Raw genomic sequence first — 16,944 nt, 5'->3', positions numbered from 1 at the left:
CATGCAGGACAACCTCGTCGACGACTGGGTTGGCCACAACCTGCTGGGCACGGACCCGGCCCTGCTGGCCGCGGTGCGAGAAGCCGCACCCCAGGCCGTCGAACCGCTGACCCGCTACGGCGCCGAGCTCGGCAGCACCGAGACCGCGCAGCTCGCGCGCGACGCCAACCGCCACGGGCCGCAGCTGCGCCAGCTCGACGCCCGCGGCCGCCGCATCGACCTCGTCGACTTCCACCCGGCCTGGCACGCGCTGCTCGCGATGTACCGCCGCCAGGGCCTGGTGGCCGGCGTCTTCGCGACCGACACGCCCGGCCGCTGGACACAGTTCGCGGCCGGCTGCTATCTGCACGGCCAGGTCGAGGCCGGGTCGCTGTGCCCGGCAACGATGACCCAGGCCGCGATCCCCGTGCTGGCCAGGCAGCCCGAACTCTTCGCCCCCCTGCGCGACAAGTTCTTCAGCCGCGAGCACGACCCGCGCGAGGCCACCATCGCCGACAAAGCCTCGATCTGGGTCGGCATGGGCATGACCGAGAAGCAGGGCGGCTCCGACCTGCGCCGCGTGACGACCGAAGCAGCACGCCAAGCCGACGGCAGCTACGCCATCACCGGCCACAAGTGGTTCTTCTCGGCACCCAGCAGCGACGCCCATCTCGTGCTGGCCCGCACCGAGGCTGGCCCGACCTGCTTCTGGCTGCCGCGCTACACGCCAGACGGCGCGCGCAACGCCGTCCACGTGATGCGGCTCAAGGACAAGCTCGGCAACCGCAGCAACGCGAGCAGCGAGGTCGAGTTCCACGGCGCCTGGGCGCAGCGCCTGGGCGACGAGGGCCGCGGTATCCCGACGTTGATCGAGATGGCCGGCTACACGCGGCTGAACTGCGTCATCGGCAGCGCGGCCCTGCTGCGTACCGGCTTTGTGCAAGCACTGCACAACGCTCGCGAGCGCTCGGCCTTCGGGCGCCACCTGGCCGAGCAGCCACTGATGCAGACCGTGCTGGCCGACCTGGCGCTGGAAAGCGAGGCCGCGATGCGGCTGATGCTGCGCCTGGCGCGCGGCTTCGAGAACAACGAGCCCGCCTGGCAGCGGCTGATGACGCCGGCCGCCAAGCTCTGGGTCTGCAAGCGCGCCATCGAATGCACCGGCGAGGCCATGGAGCTGCTGGGCGGCAACGGCTACGTCGAAGACGGCGTGCTGGCGCGCCTGTACCGCGAGGCCCCGGTCAACTCCATCTGGGAGGGCTCGGGCAATGTCATGGCGCTGGACGTGCTGCGCGCCGTGGCCCGCGAGCCGGATGTGGCACTGGCCCTGCTCGACGAATTCGCCGCCAGCTCCGATATACCCGTGCAAGCCGAGGCACGCCAGCTGCGCCGCCTGCTGACCGGCGACCCCGCCGCCCTGGAAGCTCAAGGACGCCGCGTGGCGCAAGGCCTGGTGCTGTGCGCCCAAGGCGTGCTGATGCGCGAGCAGTCGTCCACCATCGCGGCCGATGCCTTCATCGCGACACGCTTCAGCGGCGACGGCCGGCTCGTCGGCACCCAGGCCGTACCGCAGGCCGCGCAGATCCTGGCCACCGCGCTGGCGGCCTGATCACGGCGCCGAGTCGCCAAAGTATTTGTGCACGATGCGCGCCGTCGTGCCGTCGGCCTCCAGCGCTTCGCTGGCCTCCTGGTAGCGCTGCGCCCAGGCAGCATCCATCGAGCGCTTGCTGATCAGCACGAAGGCCGGTTCGTTGGACAGGATCACGTCGGTCGCCACGATGCGGGCCTGCCAGCCCAGCTGCGCCAGCTCCCAGCGTGCCGAAGCCTCGCTGGCCAGCACACCGTCCACCCGGCCCAGGGCCAGCATCTGCCACAGGCTGCGCCGCGAGGCGACCTGTGTCAGCCCGGCACGAAAGCCCGGCTGTGTCAGCAGTTCGGCGTACTCCGGCCCGTAGACCACGCCGATCTGCGCCCCCAGGCGCAGGCCCGGCCGCAGCACCTCGCGCAGCGTGGTGGCGGCACCGATACGCGCCCGATCAACCTGCCGCACAAAAAGGCGGTTCTGCGACAAGACATGCCTGGACACGAAGTAGGCATAGGCCTCGCGCTCGGGTCGACGCAGGCCACCGGGCAGCACATCCAGCCGCCCCGCTTCCAGCTCGACGAGCGCCCGGGCCCAGGGCAGCTCCAGCCATCGGGCCTTGCAGCCTAGGCGTGCCAGGCTTTGCTCCACCAGCTCCACGTTGAGCCCGGTGATTGCACCCGAAGGGGTGCGCATGCTGTAGGGCGGATCATCGTTCCAGCGCACGCGCAGTTCACAGGCCCACGCCGGCGAGGCGGCCAGCGCCAGGCAGATCAAGCCGAGGCGGAGCAGGACGAGAGGCGAAGTCACGGGCCGCATTCTTGGGCCAGCTAGCGCTTTTGTCAGCCGGCTCCGACACGCCACTGCGCCGCCCGCCGATACGCACCCGCGGCAGCCTCGTTGATGCTCAAGGCCACACCCAAGCCCGGAGCCGTTCCATGACCTTCGACGCACAGCTGCCTCAGAACCCCGCCTTCGAAACCAGCGTCGCGCGGCCCCTGCTGGCCACCTTGACGCGCTGGTGGGCGCCCGCCGTGACGGCGGCCGCCGACCCGGAGCTGGGTTATGAATCCGCGCTGCCCTGGACGCTGGTGGTCGATGACCTGCCCGGCGACAGCGGCCCGACGCGTTACTGAATCAGCCCGTTCTTCAGCGCGTAGTAGGTCAGATCACTGTTGGTCTGTAGCTTGAGCTTCTCGAGCACGCGCGTGCGGTAGGTGCTGACGGTCTTCACGCTGAGGAACAAGGCCTCGGCGATGTGGCCCACGGTCTCGCCCTTGGCCAGCCGCAGGAAGACCTGGAACTCGCGCTCGGACAGCGCCTCGTGCAGGGGCTTGTCCTGGGCCGCGCCGCCGCCCGAGCCGCTGGCGACGCTGTCGGCCAGTTGCTCGGCCACCGCCGGGCTGATGTAGCGCCGGCCCCGCGACACCAGGCGGATCGCGTTGGCGATCTCCTCGGGGTCGCATTCCTTGTTCAGGTAGCCGCTCGCACCCTGGCGCAGTAGCGTCGTCGCGTAGTGCGCCTCGGGGAAGCCGCTGAGGATCAGCACGGGCAGCTCCGGGAACCGCGCCTTGATGGCCGCCAACGCATCCACGCCGCTCTGGTCGGGCATGGAGATGTCCAGCAGTAGCACGTCCACCTCGCCACCGCGCGCCATCTCCAGCGCATCGTGGCCGCTCGATCCTTCGCCGGTGACACGCAGGTCGACGTGGTCGGAGAGGTACTGGCGCAGGCCGGTGCGCACGATGGCGTGGTCGTCGACGATGCCGATGCGGATCATGGTGAGGGCTTTGTGCAAAGAGTGGCTGTCAGCGTAGCAGTCCGGGGCAGTGGCCGGCAGGGGCTCCTGTCCTACATCGCCGACAGCCGCGTCCGACATGGGACCGCGCTGCGGGACTATGCCCCCGCGTCTGGCCGAGCGCGATAGTGACTCCAGCGACTCCTGAAGTCGCCCACCCACAGGAGATTCCAAATGTTCAACAAGTCCATCCTGACTGCTGCCGTCGCCACTGCCCTCGTCGCCACGCTGGCCACCACCAGCGGCTGCGCCGTCACCCGCAACCAGGAAACCGTCGGCGCCTACGTCGATGACACCGCGCTGACCACCCGCGTCAAGGCCAAGTTCGCCGCCGACCCCACCGTCAGCGCCATGGCAATCAGCGTCGAGACGCTGAAGGGCACGGTGCAGCTGTCGGGCTTCGCCAAGTCGTATGAGGAAAAGTCGATGGCCGAGAAGCTGGCCCGCGAAACCTCCGGTGTCGTGGCCGTGCGCAACGACATCGCCGTGCGTCAAGGCTCCTGAGCGCGCGCAGGAGCCTGCGCGGCAGAAGGCAGGCTCCTAGGACAAGTCCTACAGCGCGACGCGCTCCCGGCACTGCCGGCCCGGGGCCGAAGCAGTCCATACTTCAGCCTCAAACTCCCCACCGCAGTCGTCGGGCCATGCCAGCACTCAAAGCCTTCATCGTTGAAGACAGTCCGGTGATCCTTGAGAACCTCATCGCGACGCTGGAGGAGCTGGCCCAGGTGGAGGTGGTCGGGTCGGTGGCCGACGAGGCCAGCGCGGTGCGCTGGATGAAGCGAGACCCCGACGCCAATGCCGATCTCTTCATCGTCGACGTGTTCCTGCGCTCCGGCACAGGGCTGGGCGTGCTGCAGGCGGCCCAGCAGCTGGGCTTGCGGGCACGGCGCGTCGTGCTGACCAACTACGCCACCGAGGAAATGCGCCGTCGCTGTGCCAGCCTCGGCGCTGAACGCGTCTTCGACAAGAGCCGCGAGCTGGATGACCTGATCAGCTACTGCGCCGAACTGGCTGAACATGCCACAGCAGCCCGCTCTGCAGCCGCGACCAGTTGAGCGGCTGCCCGTGCTGCGTCATCTCGACCCCTGGCTGGAAGGCGCCAGCCGCAATCGCGGCCTGGCCGTCGGCTTTGCCGCACTCGCGGCCGCGGCCGTCATGGGCGTCAGCGAAGCCGCCTTCTGGGGTGCCGACGAGGCGCTCAAGCAATCCCAGGCCCGCCACATCGCCCGCAACGACGGCCTGCGCCTGCGCGAGCTGCTGACCGACGCCGAGACCGCCCAGCGCGGCTATCTGCTGACGGGCCGTGACGACTACCTCGCCCCCATCCAGCTGGCCGAGCGCGAGCTGCCCAGCGTGCTGTCGCGCCTGCGCGGCCAGTACGCCAGCTCCGAGTGGGAGGCCCTGGTGGCAGACGCCAGCCGGCGCGCCAGCGAAAAACTCTCCGAGCTGCAACTCGTCGTCAAGCTCTACCGCGACGGCGCCGACACGGCCTGGCGCGGGCTGGTCGAGTCCGACATCGGCCGCGAGAAGATGCAGGCCGTGCGCGAAGCCGTCGCCCAGCTCGATCGCCATGAGCTGACCCAGATCGCCACCGAACGCGACGCCGTCTTCCGCTCCCTGACCTATGGCCGCATCGGCGTGCACGGGCTGACGCTGATCAGCCTGTTCGGCCTGGCCATCTTCCTGCGGCGCAACGAAGCCCTGCACCGCACCCGCCGCGAACACGCCCAGGAACTGGCACAGGAGCGCGACCGCCTGGACCGCGAGGTTGCGCGCCGCACCGCCGAGCTGACCGAGCTCGCACAGCATTTGCAAACGGTGCGCGAGGACGAGCGCGCCCACCTCGCCCGCGAGCTGCACGACGAACTCGGCGCCCTGCTGACAGCCGCCAAGCTCGACGTCGCGCGCATCCGCCGCATGACGAAGACCGCCGCGCCCGAGATCGACGAGCGCCTGAAGCACATGAGCGAGCTGCTCGACCAGGGTATTGCGCTCAAGCGCCGCATCATTGAAGACCTGCGCCCCTCGGCGCTGTCCAACCTCGGCCTCATCCCGGCGCTGGAGATCCTGACCCAGGAGTTCGCCCAGCGCTCCGGGCTGCAGCTCAGCCTGGATCTGGAGGACGTCCCCACCAACGACGCAGGCCGGCTGGCGCTGTATCGCCTGGTGCAGGAGGCACTGACCAATGTGCTGCGCCATGCCAAGGCCAAGCAGGTGCGCGTGTCGCTGAACGAGACCGATGGCTGGCTGCAGCTGCACATCCGCGACGACGGCAGCGGCTTCAACCCCGAGGCCGTGGGCGCCGGCCACCACGGCCTGCTGGGCATGCGCTACCGCATCGAAAGCCTGGGCGGCAACCTGCAGCTGCTCTCCGCCCCGGGGCGCGGCACGCTGGTGCTGGCGCGGCTGCCGATGGTAGACCCCGAGCCGGAGCCCGAGCTGCCCTTCACGGTGCCGGGCGAGCTGGGCGGGCCGGTCCAGTCCTGACGCCCGTCTTCCGCTAGTCCTACAGGCCAAGCCTGCCCGGGCCGACATGGCGCTGCCCGACCGCCACAGAAACTTGAGTCCAGCGAGCGGCACCCCGAGCCGACGCACCGCTCGTACGCACTCAAGGAGAGGGCCATGCCATTGCCGAAAATGCCCGTCGTCTCACGCGATGCCGACGCCATCTCGCCCTCTCTGCACACCCGGCAAGCCCACGCGCTGGCCATCGTCGTCACCGTCACTGCGCTCGGCGCCACGGCCGGCCTCAACCTCATCGACGACCCGCGGCCACTGGACGTGCAGCTGAGCGCCTCCATGCAGCGGGCCGGCGAGACGCTGAAGGACTGGCAGGCCCAGCTGTCACGCGGGCTGCAGGTGTCTCTGCGCGCCGTGGCCGACGGCCGCGAACTCCCGCCCACTGACGACGCCGTGATGGCCCAGGCGCTGGCGGCTTCCCAGCCCGCCGTCGAGGCCCGCTAGGCCGGCACGGCCTCTTCGATCCCGGCCAGCACGTCGGCCACCGGCTGCGGCCGGTGCAGCAGGAAACCCTGCACCTCGCCAACGCCTAGGCGCACCAGTTCCAGCAGCACCTCGGGCGTCTCCACGCATTCGGCCACCGTCGTCAGGCCCAGCGTCTGCGCCGCATCCACGAAGCTGCGCACCGCCACTTGGTCCAGCGGGTCGGTCATCAGCGCGCGCACGAACTGGCCGTCGATCTTCAGCAGGTCCACCGGCAGCACCTTCAGGTAGCTGAAGGACGACGAGCCGGCGCCGAAGTCGTCCAGCGCCACACGAGCGCCCAGGGCCTGCATCTGCTTGATGAAGCGCGCCGCCTCGTCCAGCTGGGTGATGACGGCCGTCTCGGTGATCTCCATGCACAGGGCCGCCGCACGCGCCGGGCCCAGCGCGGTCAGCAGCGCACGCGCCTCCTGGTGGTAGGCGGCATCCTGCAGCGTCAGCGCCGACACATTGACGGACAGCGAAGCGATCTCGGGCGAGCCACCGCGCTGCAGCAACTCGACCGCCTGGCGCAGCACCCAGCGATCCAGCCGCGGCGCGAGGTGGAAGCGTTCGGCCGCCGGCATGAAGGCGCCCGGCAGCACGCGGCTGCCGTCGCGCTCGCGCAGGCGCAGCAGCAGCTCGCCGCGCAGGCGGCCGTCGTCCTCGCCCTGGGCGGGCAGCACGCGCTGCAGGTCGAGCTCGAAGCGGTCCTCGTCCAGCGCCTGCTGCAGCCGCGTGGCCCAGCGGTGCTCGCTTTGGTGGGCGCGCAGCGTCGCGTCGTCCGGCGCCCAGACCCGCACGCGGTTGCGCCCCTGCTCCTTGGCCGTCATGCAGCAGGCATCGGCCTCGCGCAGGGCCGTGTCGCCATCGGGCCAGCGGCCGTCCAGCGGCGCGACGCCGATGCTGGTGCCGATGCGAAAACGCTGCTCACCGTGCACGTAGCGGTACTGGTCCATCGCGTCGCAAAGCTTCTGCGCAACGCGCAGGGCCTCGTCCAGCGAGCAGTTCTCCAGGATGGCCGCGAACTCGTCGCCACCCAGCCGGGCCACGGTGTCGCGGCCGCGCACGCCGGCTTCCAGCCTGCGCGCCACCTCGCGCAGCACCTCGTCGCCGGCGGCATGGCCGCAGTGGTCGTTGACCAGCTTGAAGCGGTCCAGGTCGAAGGCCAGCAGCGCGTGGTGGCTGCCGTCGCGCTTGGCGCGCTCCAGCGTGCGCGCCAGGCGCTGGCCGAACTCCACGCGGTTGACGAGGCCGGTCAGCCCGTCGTGGCTGGCGCGCCAGCGGATCTCGTCGAACTGGCGGCGTTGCTGCGTCACGTCGCGGAAGACGAGGACGGCGCCGAGCACGCGCCCGTCGGCGTCGCGGATGGGGGCCACCGAGTCGTCCACGGCACGCAGCTCACCGTCGCGCCCCAGCAGCACGGCGCCAGCGGCCAGGCGCGTCGGGCGGCCGCTGGCCAGGCAGCGCTGCACCGGATCGACCAACGGCTCGCCACCCTCTTCGCGTTGGGCGACGAAAACGAGGCGGGCCGGCTGGCCGCGCGCCTCGGCGGCGGACCAGCCCGTCAGGCGCTGGGCAACCGGGTTGAGCCAGGTCACGCGGCCGAGGGCGTCGGTCGTCAACACCGCATCGGCGATGGACTGCAGCGTCACTTCGAGCAGCTCGTGCTGCTCCTCCAACTGCTGCTGCAGCCGGCGCGCCTCGCTGACGTCCCAGCACACGCCCGACAGGCGCAGCGGCCGGCCCGCGGCGTCACGAAGCACGCGGCCCGAGCCGCGCAGCACATAGACGCTGCCGTCGGGCCAGCAGACGCGCCATTCGCCTTCCAGCTGCGGCTCGCCACGAAGCGCGGCGCGCACGGCTTCGGTGGCAGCGCCGCGGTCTTGCGGATGCAGGCGCCGGCGCCATCGCGCCATGCTGACCTGCTGGCCATGCGTCGTCTCGCCATGCAGCCGCCACATCACGTCGTCCCAGGCCAGATGGCCGGCGCGCAGGTCCAGGTCCCAAACGCCGATGCCGCCGCCGTGCGTGGCCAAGGCCAAGCGCTCCAGCGTGCGTTCCAGTTCGGCGCGCACCTCGGCCGGCTCGCTGACGTCCAGCATGACGACGCCGACACGGTGCCCCGTCTCGCCCTCGTCCGGCCGGCCCACGACGCGCAGCACGCGCCGCCCCGGCTTGCCAGACACGTGGGTCTCGGCCGGCAGCTCCACATCCCACCCCTGGCCATCGCTGGCAGCGCGCTGCAGAGCCGCATCCAGCATGGCCGCGCCATCGGGGCCGAAGCGTTGCAGCAGGGCCGTCAGCGTTGGCACCTGGCCGGCCGGCAGGCCCAGCAGCTCGCAGGCGGAATCCGACAGCGTCAGCTTGCCCGTGTCGGCTTCCCATTCCCAGGCGCCGACGCCGGCCAGCCGGCTGCAGCGCTCCAGAAAGCGCGCGTTCTGCGCCAGCGCGAGCTGGGCGGCCGACATGGCCGTGGATTCGCTCATCAATGCATGCTCCGTCGCCAAGACGAGCAAGCATTGGCCCAGGGGCCGTTTCCCGGTGTCGGCAGCATTGGTGCTGCCGTGTAGGACAACGCCGCACCCGCGGCTCTCGCCGGTTGTCCTACAAGCTCCGCGACGCTGGGCCGACAACCGAAACGCCCTCTCCCGCGTTCACTGATGGCAGCGGCACTGCCGCGCTACTCAGGAGAACTTCATGACCACCCGCCGCAACCCCCTTATCCGCTGGCTCGCCCCTGCTGCCTTGGGCCTGGCCGGGTTGGCCGCCCTGCCGGTGGCCAATGCCGCCGATGTCGGCGTGTCCATCGGCTTCAGTCAACCGGGCCTGTATGGCCGCGTCGACGTCGGCCGCTACCCGGCGCCGGTGCTGATCGCGCCGCAGCCCGTCTACGTCGGCCGCCCGGTCTACCGCGCCGAGCCCGTCTATCTGTGGGTGCCGCCCGAGCATCGCCGCGACTGGCGCCACAACTGCCGTCGCTACGGCGCCTGCGGTGCGCCGGTGTATTTCGTCGAGGACGGCTGGTACCGCCAGAACGTCATCGTCCACCGCGACGACCGCCGCGGGCACGACCATCGCCGTGACGACCGGCGCGACCATGACCGCGGTCACGGGCACGGCCACGGGCATGGCCACGACCGCGACTGATCGGCGGCAATAGGCGGTAAATGGCCGCGCCAGCCCCGCAGTTCCGGCCACCGCCGGGGCGGCTGGCGGCCTAAAGTCGGACAGACCCTGACCGTTGTGCCGCGCCCGTGCGGCTGGCCCGGATGCCCGACTCCGCACTCTCCCCCTCCCTGCCCCTGCTGACCCCGCCGCCGGCCCCGCGCCGCGCCTCGGCCTCGGCTTTTGCCTGGCCCATGCTGCTGGCGCTGGCCGCCTGTGGCGGCGGCGGTGGCGGCAGCCCCGCGCCCGACGTCAGCACGCCGCCCCCGCCGGCCGCCACGCCCAGCCCCCTGCCGATGCCGGTACCTGTGCCGACGCCCAGTCCGTCGCCCAGCCCGTCACCGTCACCAAGCCCTTCGCCGTCGCCGTCGCCCAGCCCGTCTCCTTCACCGAGCCCGGCGCCCAGCCCGAGCCCTAGTCCGTCTCCCAGTCCCTCCCCGAGTCCCTCCCCCAGCCCGAGTCCTTCGCCCAGCCCCAGCCCCAGCCCCGCCCCGTCGCCCACGCCGACACCGCCGCCGCCCCCACCACCCCCACCGCCGGTATCCGGCGTCGTGGCGGCTGGCCTGTCGCTGACCGGTGCCACCGTGCGCGTGCTGGACCCCACGGGCAAGGCCATCGCCACAGGCAAGACGGTGACGGCCTCGACCGGCGCCTACGGTCCCGTCACGCTGAGCGGCACCGGCCCCTTCCGCGTTGAGGCCTGCGGCAGCGTGGGTGACAAGCCGCTGTGCGTCTGGGGCGTGACGAACAACGGCGGCACGCTGAACCTGACGCCGCTGAGCAGCGCCGTGACGGTGCTGGCCAGCGGCCTGTCGCCCGAGACGCTGATGACCGGCGCGCTGAGCACCCTGACCGACGCGGCCCTGGCCAGCGCCCAGACCCAGCTGCGCACCGCCATCGCGCCCGCCCTGACCGACGCCGGCCTGGCCAGCGACTTCGACCTGCTGACGGGCGCGCTGACGCCCGGCTCGCACACCGGCTACGACCGCGTGCTGGACACCATCGCCGTCGGCCTGGGGGCCGACACCAAGGCCTTCGTATCCCTGGGCGCGCGCCTGGGGGCCGGCACGGCCTATCTGGAACCCGGCACCACCCAGGGCAGCCTGAGCTTCGACGCCGGAGCCGGCGGGGTGGACCTGACCGGGCTGGACGGGCTGTTCACCAAGCTCATCGCCGCGACGGCCAACAACAACGCCTGCCAGAGCGCGCAGAGCGGCCTGGCCACCCTGTTCGACGCCAACGTGCGCGCCAGCATCGACCCGGTCTCGTCGGCTTTCGTGGGCCCCACCCAGTCGGCGCAGGTCATCTGCCTGCGGCTGAACGGCGTGCTGGGCGAAGGCGAGGTGCTGTTCGGCGGCAAGCTGCTGCCCACGACGCTGGGCCGCTGCAGCATCGGCAGCGGCGACCCGCTGTGCCGCGTCGACCTGGTCTACGTGACGGCCAAGGGCTTCCAGCGCCGCCTGGGCGTGGAGCAGGTCGCCGTGAAGCGGCCCGCGGGCTGGGCCTTCCTCGGCAACCGCCTGGAGGTGCAGGCAACGGCCGCCACCCGCCTCGTGCTGACGCGCCGCGTGGACAGCGCGGCACCCGATGGCTATGCACGCTATCTCGACGTCAGCATCCCCGCCGTCGGCGTGAGCGGCGGCGGCGTGCTGCAGTGCGCCCGCGTCAGCCAGAAAGACAGCAGTGGCAACGACGTACCGCTGGCCCTGTTCAAGAAAGCCGGCAACGGCGAGTACCTGAGCCTGTGGAGCGTGAGCAGCAACGACGCGACCCCCAGCCTCGACGTCTTCAGCGGCGCCACGCGGGGCAACAACATCGTCAGCGTGCCGGTGAGCAGCGGCGCCGACGGCGACGCCGTGGCACGCAACTTCGCGCGTGTCGGCCGGGCGCTGAAGATCGAGCTGTACAAGGACAGCGTGTGCGGCGCGCCGCTCGGCGGCCTGGATGGCGACGCCATCAGCGTCGATGTGGCGGGCCTGCTGCCCATCGCCGCCACTAGCCAGAGCGGCCAGCCCTGGCCGGCGGTGGCGGCGGCATCAAGCACCGCGCTGGCCTCGCTGAAGGGCGCCGTGAATGCCAAGGTCAACTACGGCCCGATCTGGACCTTCCCGCGCAGCGGCCTCGCGGTGAACCGCGCGCTGCTGTGCACCGACACGGCCTGCAGCAGCAAACTGGCCGAACTGGAGCTGGCCGGCAGCGCGACGGCCGCCGCACTGACCGTGTCGCTGGGCAACGCCGCGCTGGCCGAGAACACCTACAAGCTGCTGCGCATCACCGGCCGCACGCAGGATGGCCTGGTGCTGCAGTTGGACAGCCAGTCCTGCTCGGCGCAGACGTCCGGGCTGCCTTGCTAGCTGGCTAGCGGCTCACGCGGTACAGCTTGCCGCTGTCCGCGATCATCAGCAACGATCCATCGCTGGCCTGCTTGACGTCGCGGATGCGCTCGCCGAGGTCGGCAAACAGGCGCTCGCGGCCGGCGACGGTGTCACCCGCCAGCGTCAGCCGCCACAGCGCCTGGCCGGCCAGCGCGCCGACGAAGAGATTGCCCTGCCACTCGGGGAACATCGCGCCGCCGTAGAAGGCCATGCCGGCGGGAGCGATGGAGGTCGGCACCCAAAACGTCAGCGGCTCGACGAAGCGCGGTGCGTGTGTGCCGTTGCCGAGGCGGCAGCCGTCGCCCACCGGGTCGCCGTAGTTGCAGCCATAGCTGACGGTGGGCCAGCCGTAGTTGGCACCGGCGCGCGCGATGTTGATCTCGTCGCCACCCTGCGGGCCATGCTCGCCGACCCATAAGTCACCCGTCACCGGATGCAGGGCCGCGCCCTGCGGGTTGCGGTGGCCCAGGCTCCAGATGCCGGCCCGCGCGCCGCCGGCGAAGACAGGGTTGTCGGCCGGGATGCTGCCGTCACGGTTGATGCGCACGACCTTGCCCAGCGTCTGCGCCAGGTCCTGCGCCGGGCTGCCGAGCTGGCGCTCGCCCAGCGTGACGAACAGCGTCTTGTCGCGCGCGAACACGAGGCGCGAGCCGTAGTGGCCGCCGCCGCTGACCTTGGGTGCCTGGCGGAAGATGACCGTCAGCCCCTGCAGCGCATTGCCGACGAGCTGAGCCCGCGCGACAGCCGTACCGGCCTTGCCCGCGTCGGCGCCGCTGCCGGGCTCGGAATAGCTCAGATAGACCCACGGCGTGGTCGCAAAGTCGGGGTCCAGCTTGATATCGAGCAGGCCGCCCTGGCCGGCGCTGTCCACCGCGGGCGCGCCGCTGAGGGCCTGGCTGCCGGCCAGGTTGGCAGCCACGCGCACGACGCCGCCCGTACGCTGCGTGACCAGCCAGCCGCCATCGGGCAGCTGGGCCAGGCTCCAGGGGTTGGACAGCGTGACGGCCTGGGCCGTGACTGAAGGCGCCCCAGCCGGTGCGGGCACGGCCGGCGGGGGCACAGCCGGCGAGACCACGGCGCCAGGCTCACTCCCACCGCCCCCGCCACCGCAGCCGGCAATGCCGATCAGCATCCCGAGACCGGCAAGGAGGGTGCGTGCAGTCGCGCTCATGCCGCCGATGATGGCGCCAAGCGCAGGGCCGAGCGGTAAGCAGGCGTTGCGGTTGGCTGACGTGCGGATGTCACATCCGCGTCGAATTCAAGCCGGGTCTTGTTGCCAGCCGTAAGCCGGGCGGGCAACGGCAACCTGGCTTATCCACCAGCGGTCTTCGTCGCGACAACCAAGTGCAACGAAGGGCAGGAGTACGGGTAGGCCTGATGCGAAGGTAAAGGCGGAGGGTCGCGTAGCGGCCCGGGGGACTGAGCCCGGACACAAACAGTCCTGAGGACTGTTTGTGCCTGGCGAAGGATCGGGCCTCTGGCCCGAGCAACGCAGCATCAGGCCTATCCGTGCTCCTGCGAGCCAACCTACCGGCGCGGTAGAGGAAAGCTCGCCAAGCCCGCAAACCCCTTCTTCGACACGGCCTGCACGCCGAACACGACGTTGTCCTTGGACACCGGCAGCGTCACGCGCGTGGCCTTGCCCACGTCCTTGAACTGCTGCCAGGCGGCCGAGTCGGTGTCGCGCCAGACGATGCGGTAGCCGGCGACCTCGGGGTCGTCGCTGGCTGGCCATTCCAGCGTCGAGTCGTTGGTCAGCTCGCGGGCGTCCAGCTTCACGCCCTTGAGCGGCGCGGGCGCCCAGGCCAGGGTCGCCAGACCCGCGAGGTTGGCGCGGGTCACGTCGGCCACGAAAGCGAAGTCGACGAACTCGGGCAGGTCGCCGTAGACGATGCCGTTCTCGGTCCTGGGGTTCTGGTGCTGGTGGGCGAAGTTCTCGAAGGGCTCGCTGATGCGCACGGCCGCGTAGCCGCGCTCCAGGAAGGGGATGTGGTCGCCGCCGCGCAGATAGCGGTCGCGGCGCTGGATGAGCTGCACGGTGAAGCCGGGCATGGCGGCCTCGGCGGCGGCCTTCAGGTGGCGGCCCAGCTGGTGGGTGGGCAGGTCTTCGTTGCCGCCGGCCTGCAGCAGCGGCAGCAGCTCAGCCTGCATCGCGGCGACGGACCTGGCGTCGGTGTCGCTGGCCGGACGGTTGGCGTTGGCCGCCGTCAGCAGGCGCACCAGCGGGTCGAGGCCGTCGGCGAAGAGGCGCAGGCGTTTGGCATCGTGCTGCCCCGCATCGCCACGCGAGCTGCCGATGATGTCGTTGGTGATCATGGCCTCGACGTTGGTGTTCGCCGCCCGCGCCTCGCGCGCCCATTGCGCGGCGCCGAGCAGGCCTTGCTCCTCGCCCGGCACGGTCATGAAGACGATGGTGGCGTCGAACTGCCGCCGGGCCATCACGCAGGCCAGCTCCATGACGGCCGCCGTACCCGAGGCGTCGTCGTTGGCGCCGGGCGCTTCGCCCAGCGCGTCCATCACGTCGCTGTTGCGCGAGTCGTAGTGGCCGCTGACGACCAGGGTGCGGCCTTTGCTCGCGCCACGGCCCGGCAGCGTCGCGACGACGTTGACGAGCTCGGTCGGCTGGTTCATGCGGGTGCCGGCCGGCTCGATGAAGCTCTGCTCCTCCACCTGCAGCCGCCCACCGGCGACCCTGGAGCAGGCGGACAGCTCGGCCGTGATCCAGCGCCGCGCGGCACCGATGCCACGGGTGTCGGAGGCGAGGTCGGACAGCGTGTGCCGCGTGCCGAAGCTCACCAGCTTGCGGATGCGCGCCTCGATGCGCGCCGGGCTGACCTCGGCCAGCATGGCTTTCAGTTCCTCGGCCGGCGTTGGCTGGGCCTGGGCCGTGGCGGCGAGCAGGGCGAGGGTGAGGGCGATCAGTCGGGGTTGCATGCAAACGATTCTGCCCTTGCCGGGTTGCCCGGCTTCTTCTACGCTGGGCCCCACACCGAGGAGGTCCGATGAGCGCTTCAAGCCTGGATTCGCGAGTGAGCACGATCCGAACGGTCGCGCTGGTCGGGCCGGCCGCGGCCGGCAAGACGCTGTTGCTGGACGCGCTGCTGGCCCACGCCGGCGCCATCCCGCAGGCCGGCAGCATCGAGCGCGGCAGCACGGTGAGCGACCATGACCCGCTGGAGCGGCGCCTGGGCCATTCGCTGCAGTCCAGCCTCGCGCACTTCACGCACGGTGGCATCCGCGTGCACGCCATCGACACCCCCGGCGCGCCGGACTTCGTCGGCCAGGCCCTGCCCGCGCTGGAGGCGGCGGACACGGCCATCGTCGTCATCAACGCGCAGAACGGCATCGAGCTGATGGCCCAGCGCCTGCTGACCGCCGCCGGCGAGCGCGGGCTGACGCGGCTCATCGTCGTCAACAAGATCGACTGCCCGGATACCGACCTGCCCGCGCTGCTGGCCCAGATTCGCGAGGTCTTCGGCAAGGAGTGCTTGCCACTGAACTTGCCGGCCGACGGCGCCAAGCGCGTCGCCGATTGCTTCTTCGCGGCGTCAGGTGACGCCGATTTTTCGTCCGTGGCCGATGCGCACCGGGCGCTGGTGGAGCAGGTCGTCGAGGTGGATGCCGCGTTTGTGGACCGCTACCTGACCGACGGCGACGTCGACCCACGCGAGCTGCACGCGCCGCTGGAGCAGGCGCTGCGCGAGGGCCACTTGATCCCGGTCTGCTTCTGCTCGGCCAAGACGGGCGCCGGCATTGGCGAGCTGCTGTCGGCCATCGAGGCCCTGATGCCCAACCCCGCCGAGGGCAACCCGCCACCCTTCCTGGAAGGCAAGGGCACCGAGCCAGCGCCCTACCCCGCCCAACCCGACCCAGCCGGCCATGTGCTGGCCCATATCTTCAAGATCGTGGCCGACCCGTACCTGGGCAAGATGGGCGTCATGCGCGTGCACCAGGGCCGCGTCGCCAAGGGCGGCCTGCTCTTCGTCGGCCATGCACGCAAGCCCATCCGCGTCGGCCACCTCTTCATGCTGCAGGGCGCCAAGCATGTCGACATCGACGAAGCCTTGCCCGGCGACCTCTGCGCCATCGCCAAGGTGGACGACCTCGCCTTCGACGCGGTGCTGCACGACGCCCAGGAGGACGAGCACATCTACCTGAAGCCGCTGGACTTCCCGACGCCGGTGCACGGCCTGGCCATCAGCCCGGCGCGGCGTGGCGACGAGCAAAAGCTCTGGGAAGTGCTGGCCCGGCTGGTAGACGAAGACCCCTGCCTGCGCATCGAGCAGGCAGGCGAGACGCACCAGACGCTGGTGTACGGCCTGGGCGAGCTGCACCTGCGCCTGCTGCTGGAGCGGCTGCGCGAGCTCTACAAGGGTGATGTCCTGACCGAGCCACCGCGCATCGCTTACCGCGAGACGATCTCGGCGCCGGCCGAGGGCCATTACCGCCACAAGAAGCAGAGCGGCGGCGCGGGCCAGTTCGGCGAGGTCTACCTGCGCGTCGAGCCGTTGGAGCGGGGCGCGGGCTTCGAGTTCGTCGACGCGGTGAAGGGCGGCACCATCCCGGGCCAGTTCATGCCGGCCGTCGAGAAGGGCGTGCGCTCGGCGCTGGCCAGCGGCGCCATCGCCGGCTACCCGCTGGTGGACCTGCGCGTCGTCGTCTACGACGGCAAGCACCACTCGGTGGACAGCAAGGAAATCGCCTTTGTCACCGCCGGCCGCCGCGCGCTGATCGAGGCCGTGCGCGAGGCCCGGCCGCTGGTGCTGGAGCCCATCGTGCAGGTCGAGATCACCGCGCCCGAGCATGGCATCGGCGACATCACCGGCGACCTCGCCTCACGCCGCGGCCAGGTCAACGGCACGCGCGCCGCCGTGCCCGGCAGCCTCATCGTGCAGGGCCTGGCGCCGCTGGCCGAGCTGGCCAGCTACCAGACGCGGCTGAACGCGATCACCGCGGGCGAAGGGCGCTACACGCTGCTGCTGTCGCACTACGAGGCCGTGCCGCCGAACACGCAGGCCGCGCTCGTCGGGGCCTACAAGGCGGGCGACGAGGCGGAGTAG

Annotated in this window: 14 protein-coding genes; 9 read left to right on the top strand and 5 right to left on the bottom strand. The window is 71.1% G+C overall.

Annotated features, from left to right (window positions below; all coding sequences use genetic code 11):
* Position 1: 1 nt before the first annotated feature.
* The gene (locus AC07V5_RS08935; protein ID WP_495115290.1) at positions 2-1,588 is read left to right on the top strand and encodes an acyl-CoA dehydrogenase family protein; all 1,587 of its coding nucleotides are present in this window, start codon (positions 2-4) and stop codon (positions 1,586-1,588) included.
* On the opposite strand, the gene AC07V5_RS08930 is transcribed toward AC07V5_RS08935, so the two are convergent.
* Positions 1,589-2,371 (bottom strand): substrate-binding periplasmic protein, encoded by a 783-nt coding sequence (locus AC07V5_RS08930; protein WP_495115289.1) that lies wholly within the window; start codon positions 2,369-2,371, stop codon positions 1,589-1,591.
* Positions 2,372-2,499: 128 nt separating this feature from the next.
* On the opposite strand from AC07V5_RS08930, the gene AC07V5_RS08925 reads away from it, so the two are divergent.
* Positions 2,500-2,697, top strand: a complete 198-nt coding sequence (locus tag AC07V5_RS08925) for a hypothetical protein (protein ID WP_495115288.1) — start codon at positions 2,500-2,502, stop codon at positions 2,695-2,697.
* On the opposite strand, the gene AC07V5_RS08920 is transcribed toward AC07V5_RS08925, so the two are convergent.
* A complete protein-coding gene (locus AC07V5_RS08920; protein WP_495115669.1) occupies positions 2,691-3,341 on the bottom strand; it encodes a response regulator in 651 nt (216 codons plus the stop codon). The genes AC07V5_RS08925 and AC07V5_RS08920 overlap by 7 nt on opposite strands.
* Positions 3,342-3,533: 192 nt before the next feature.
* Here AC07V5_RS08920 and AC07V5_RS08915 point away from each other — a divergent pair, with 192 nt between their 5' ends.
* The 4 genes from AC07V5_RS08915 (at position 3,534) to AC07V5_RS08900 (ending at position 6,323) form a co-directional block, all read left to right on the top strand.
* Positions 3,534-3,863, top strand: coding sequence for a BON domain-containing protein (locus tag AC07V5_RS08915; protein ID WP_495115287.1), 330 nt, complete (start codon positions 3,534-3,536; stop codon positions 3,861-3,863).
* A 137-nt stretch (positions 3,864-4,000) separates the two neighbouring features.
* A complete protein-coding gene (locus AC07V5_RS08910) occupies positions 4,001-4,414 on the top strand; it encodes a response regulator transcription factor (protein WP_495115286.1) in 414 nt (137 codons plus the stop codon).
* A 10-nt stretch (positions 4,415-4,424) separates the two neighbouring features.
* Positions 4,425-5,846 carry a CHASE3 domain-containing protein gene (locus AC07V5_RS08905; protein ID WP_495115285.1) on the top strand — a complete coding sequence of 474 codons (1,422 nt, stop codon included), beginning with the start codon at positions 4,425-4,427 and terminating at the stop codon, positions 5,844-5,846.
* 135 nt (positions 5,847-5,981) lie between these two features.
* Positions 5,982-6,323, top strand: a complete 342-nt coding sequence (locus tag AC07V5_RS08900) for a hypothetical protein (protein ID WP_495115284.1) — start codon at positions 5,982-5,984, stop codon at positions 6,321-6,323.
* On the opposite strand, the gene AC07V5_RS08895 is transcribed toward AC07V5_RS08900, so the two are convergent.
* On the bottom strand, positions 6,320-8,830 hold the full coding sequence (locus AC07V5_RS08895) for an EAL domain-containing protein (RefSeq protein ID WP_495115283.1): 2,511 nt from the start codon (positions 8,828-8,830) through the stop codon (positions 6,320-6,322). The genes AC07V5_RS08900 and AC07V5_RS08895 overlap by 4 nt on opposite strands.
* Before the next feature lie 211 nt (positions 8,831-9,041).
* On the opposite strand from AC07V5_RS08895, the gene AC07V5_RS08890 reads away from it, so the two are divergent.
* Both AC07V5_RS08890 and AC07V5_RS08885 read left to right on the top strand, forming a co-directional pair.
* Positions 9,042-9,491 (top strand): hypothetical protein, encoded by a 450-nt coding sequence (locus tag AC07V5_RS08890; RefSeq protein WP_495115282.1) that lies wholly within the window; start codon positions 9,042-9,044, stop codon positions 9,489-9,491.
* A gap of 569 nt (positions 9,492-10,060) precedes the next feature.
* Positions 10,061-11,863: a hypothetical protein gene (locus AC07V5_RS08885; protein WP_495115281.1), complete on the top strand. Its 1,803-nt coding sequence runs from the start codon at positions 10,061-10,063 to the stop codon at positions 11,861-11,863.
* 4 nt (positions 11,864-11,867) lie between these two features.
* Here the strand turns inward: AC07V5_RS08885 and AC07V5_RS08880 are convergent, their stop codons facing one another.
* Together AC07V5_RS08880 and AC07V5_RS08875 are read right to left on the bottom strand one after the other, a co-directional pair.
* Positions 11,868-13,055, bottom strand: a complete 1,188-nt coding sequence (locus AC07V5_RS08880) for a PQQ-dependent sugar dehydrogenase (protein ID WP_495115280.1) — start codon at positions 13,053-13,055, stop codon at positions 11,868-11,870.
* 356 nt (positions 13,056-13,411) lie between these two features.
* Entirely contained in the window at positions 13,412-14,818 is a 1,407-nt protein-coding gene (locus tag AC07V5_RS08875; protein WP_495115279.1) for a M28 family metallopeptidase, read from the bottom strand.
* A 68-nt stretch (positions 14,819-14,886) separates the two neighbouring features.
* Between AC07V5_RS08875 and fusA the strand changes: the two genes are divergently transcribed.
* Entirely contained in the window at positions 14,887-16,944 is a 2,058-nt protein-coding gene (fusA, locus tag AC07V5_RS08870; RefSeq protein WP_495115278.1) for an elongation factor G, read from the top strand.

Source organism: Roseateles sp. GW821-FHT02E12 (assembly GCF_059421665.1).
The sequence above is the reverse complement of the archived record's forward strand: the minus strand, read 5'-3'. Positions and strand labels throughout refer to the sequence as shown.

Coding starts and splice junctions, on each gene's coding strand:
- AC07V5_RS08935 (WP_495115290.1), top strand. CDS start 2: ATGCAGGACAACCTCGTCGACGACTGGGTTGGCCACAACCTGCTGGGC.
- AC07V5_RS08925 (WP_495115288.1), top strand. CDS start 2,500: ATGACCTTCGACGCACAGCTGCCTCAGAACCCCGCCTTCGAAACCAGC.
- AC07V5_RS08920 (WP_495115669.1), bottom strand. CDS start 3,341: ATGATCCGCATCGGCATCGTCGACGACCACGCCATCGTGCGCACCGGC.
- AC07V5_RS08915 (WP_495115287.1), top strand. CDS start 3,534: ATGTTCAACAAGTCCATCCTGACTGCTGCCGTCGCCACTGCCCTCGTC.
- AC07V5_RS08910 (WP_495115286.1), top strand. CDS start 4,001: ATGCCAGCACTCAAAGCCTTCATCGTTGAAGACAGTCCGGTGATCCTT.
- AC07V5_RS08900 (WP_495115284.1), top strand. CDS start 5,982: ATGCCATTGCCGAAAATGCCCGTCGTCTCACGCGATGCCGACGCCATC.
- AC07V5_RS08895 (WP_495115283.1), bottom strand. CDS start 8,830: ATGAGCGAATCCACGGCCATGTCGGCCGCCCAGCTCGCGCTGGCGCAG.
- AC07V5_RS08890 (WP_495115282.1), top strand. CDS start 9,042: ATGACCACCCGCCGCAACCCCCTTATCCGCTGGCTCGCCCCTGCTGCC.
- AC07V5_RS08880 (WP_495115280.1), bottom strand. CDS start 13,055: ATGAGCGCGACTGCACGCACCCTCCTTGCCGGTCTCGGGATGCTGATC.
- AC07V5_RS08875 (WP_495115279.1), bottom strand. CDS start 14,818: ATGCAACCCCGACTGATCGCCCTCACCCTCGCCCTGCTCGCCGCCACG.
- fusA (WP_495115278.1), top strand. CDS start 14,887: ATGAGCGCTTCAAGCCTGGATTCGCGAGTGAGCACGATCCGAACGGTC.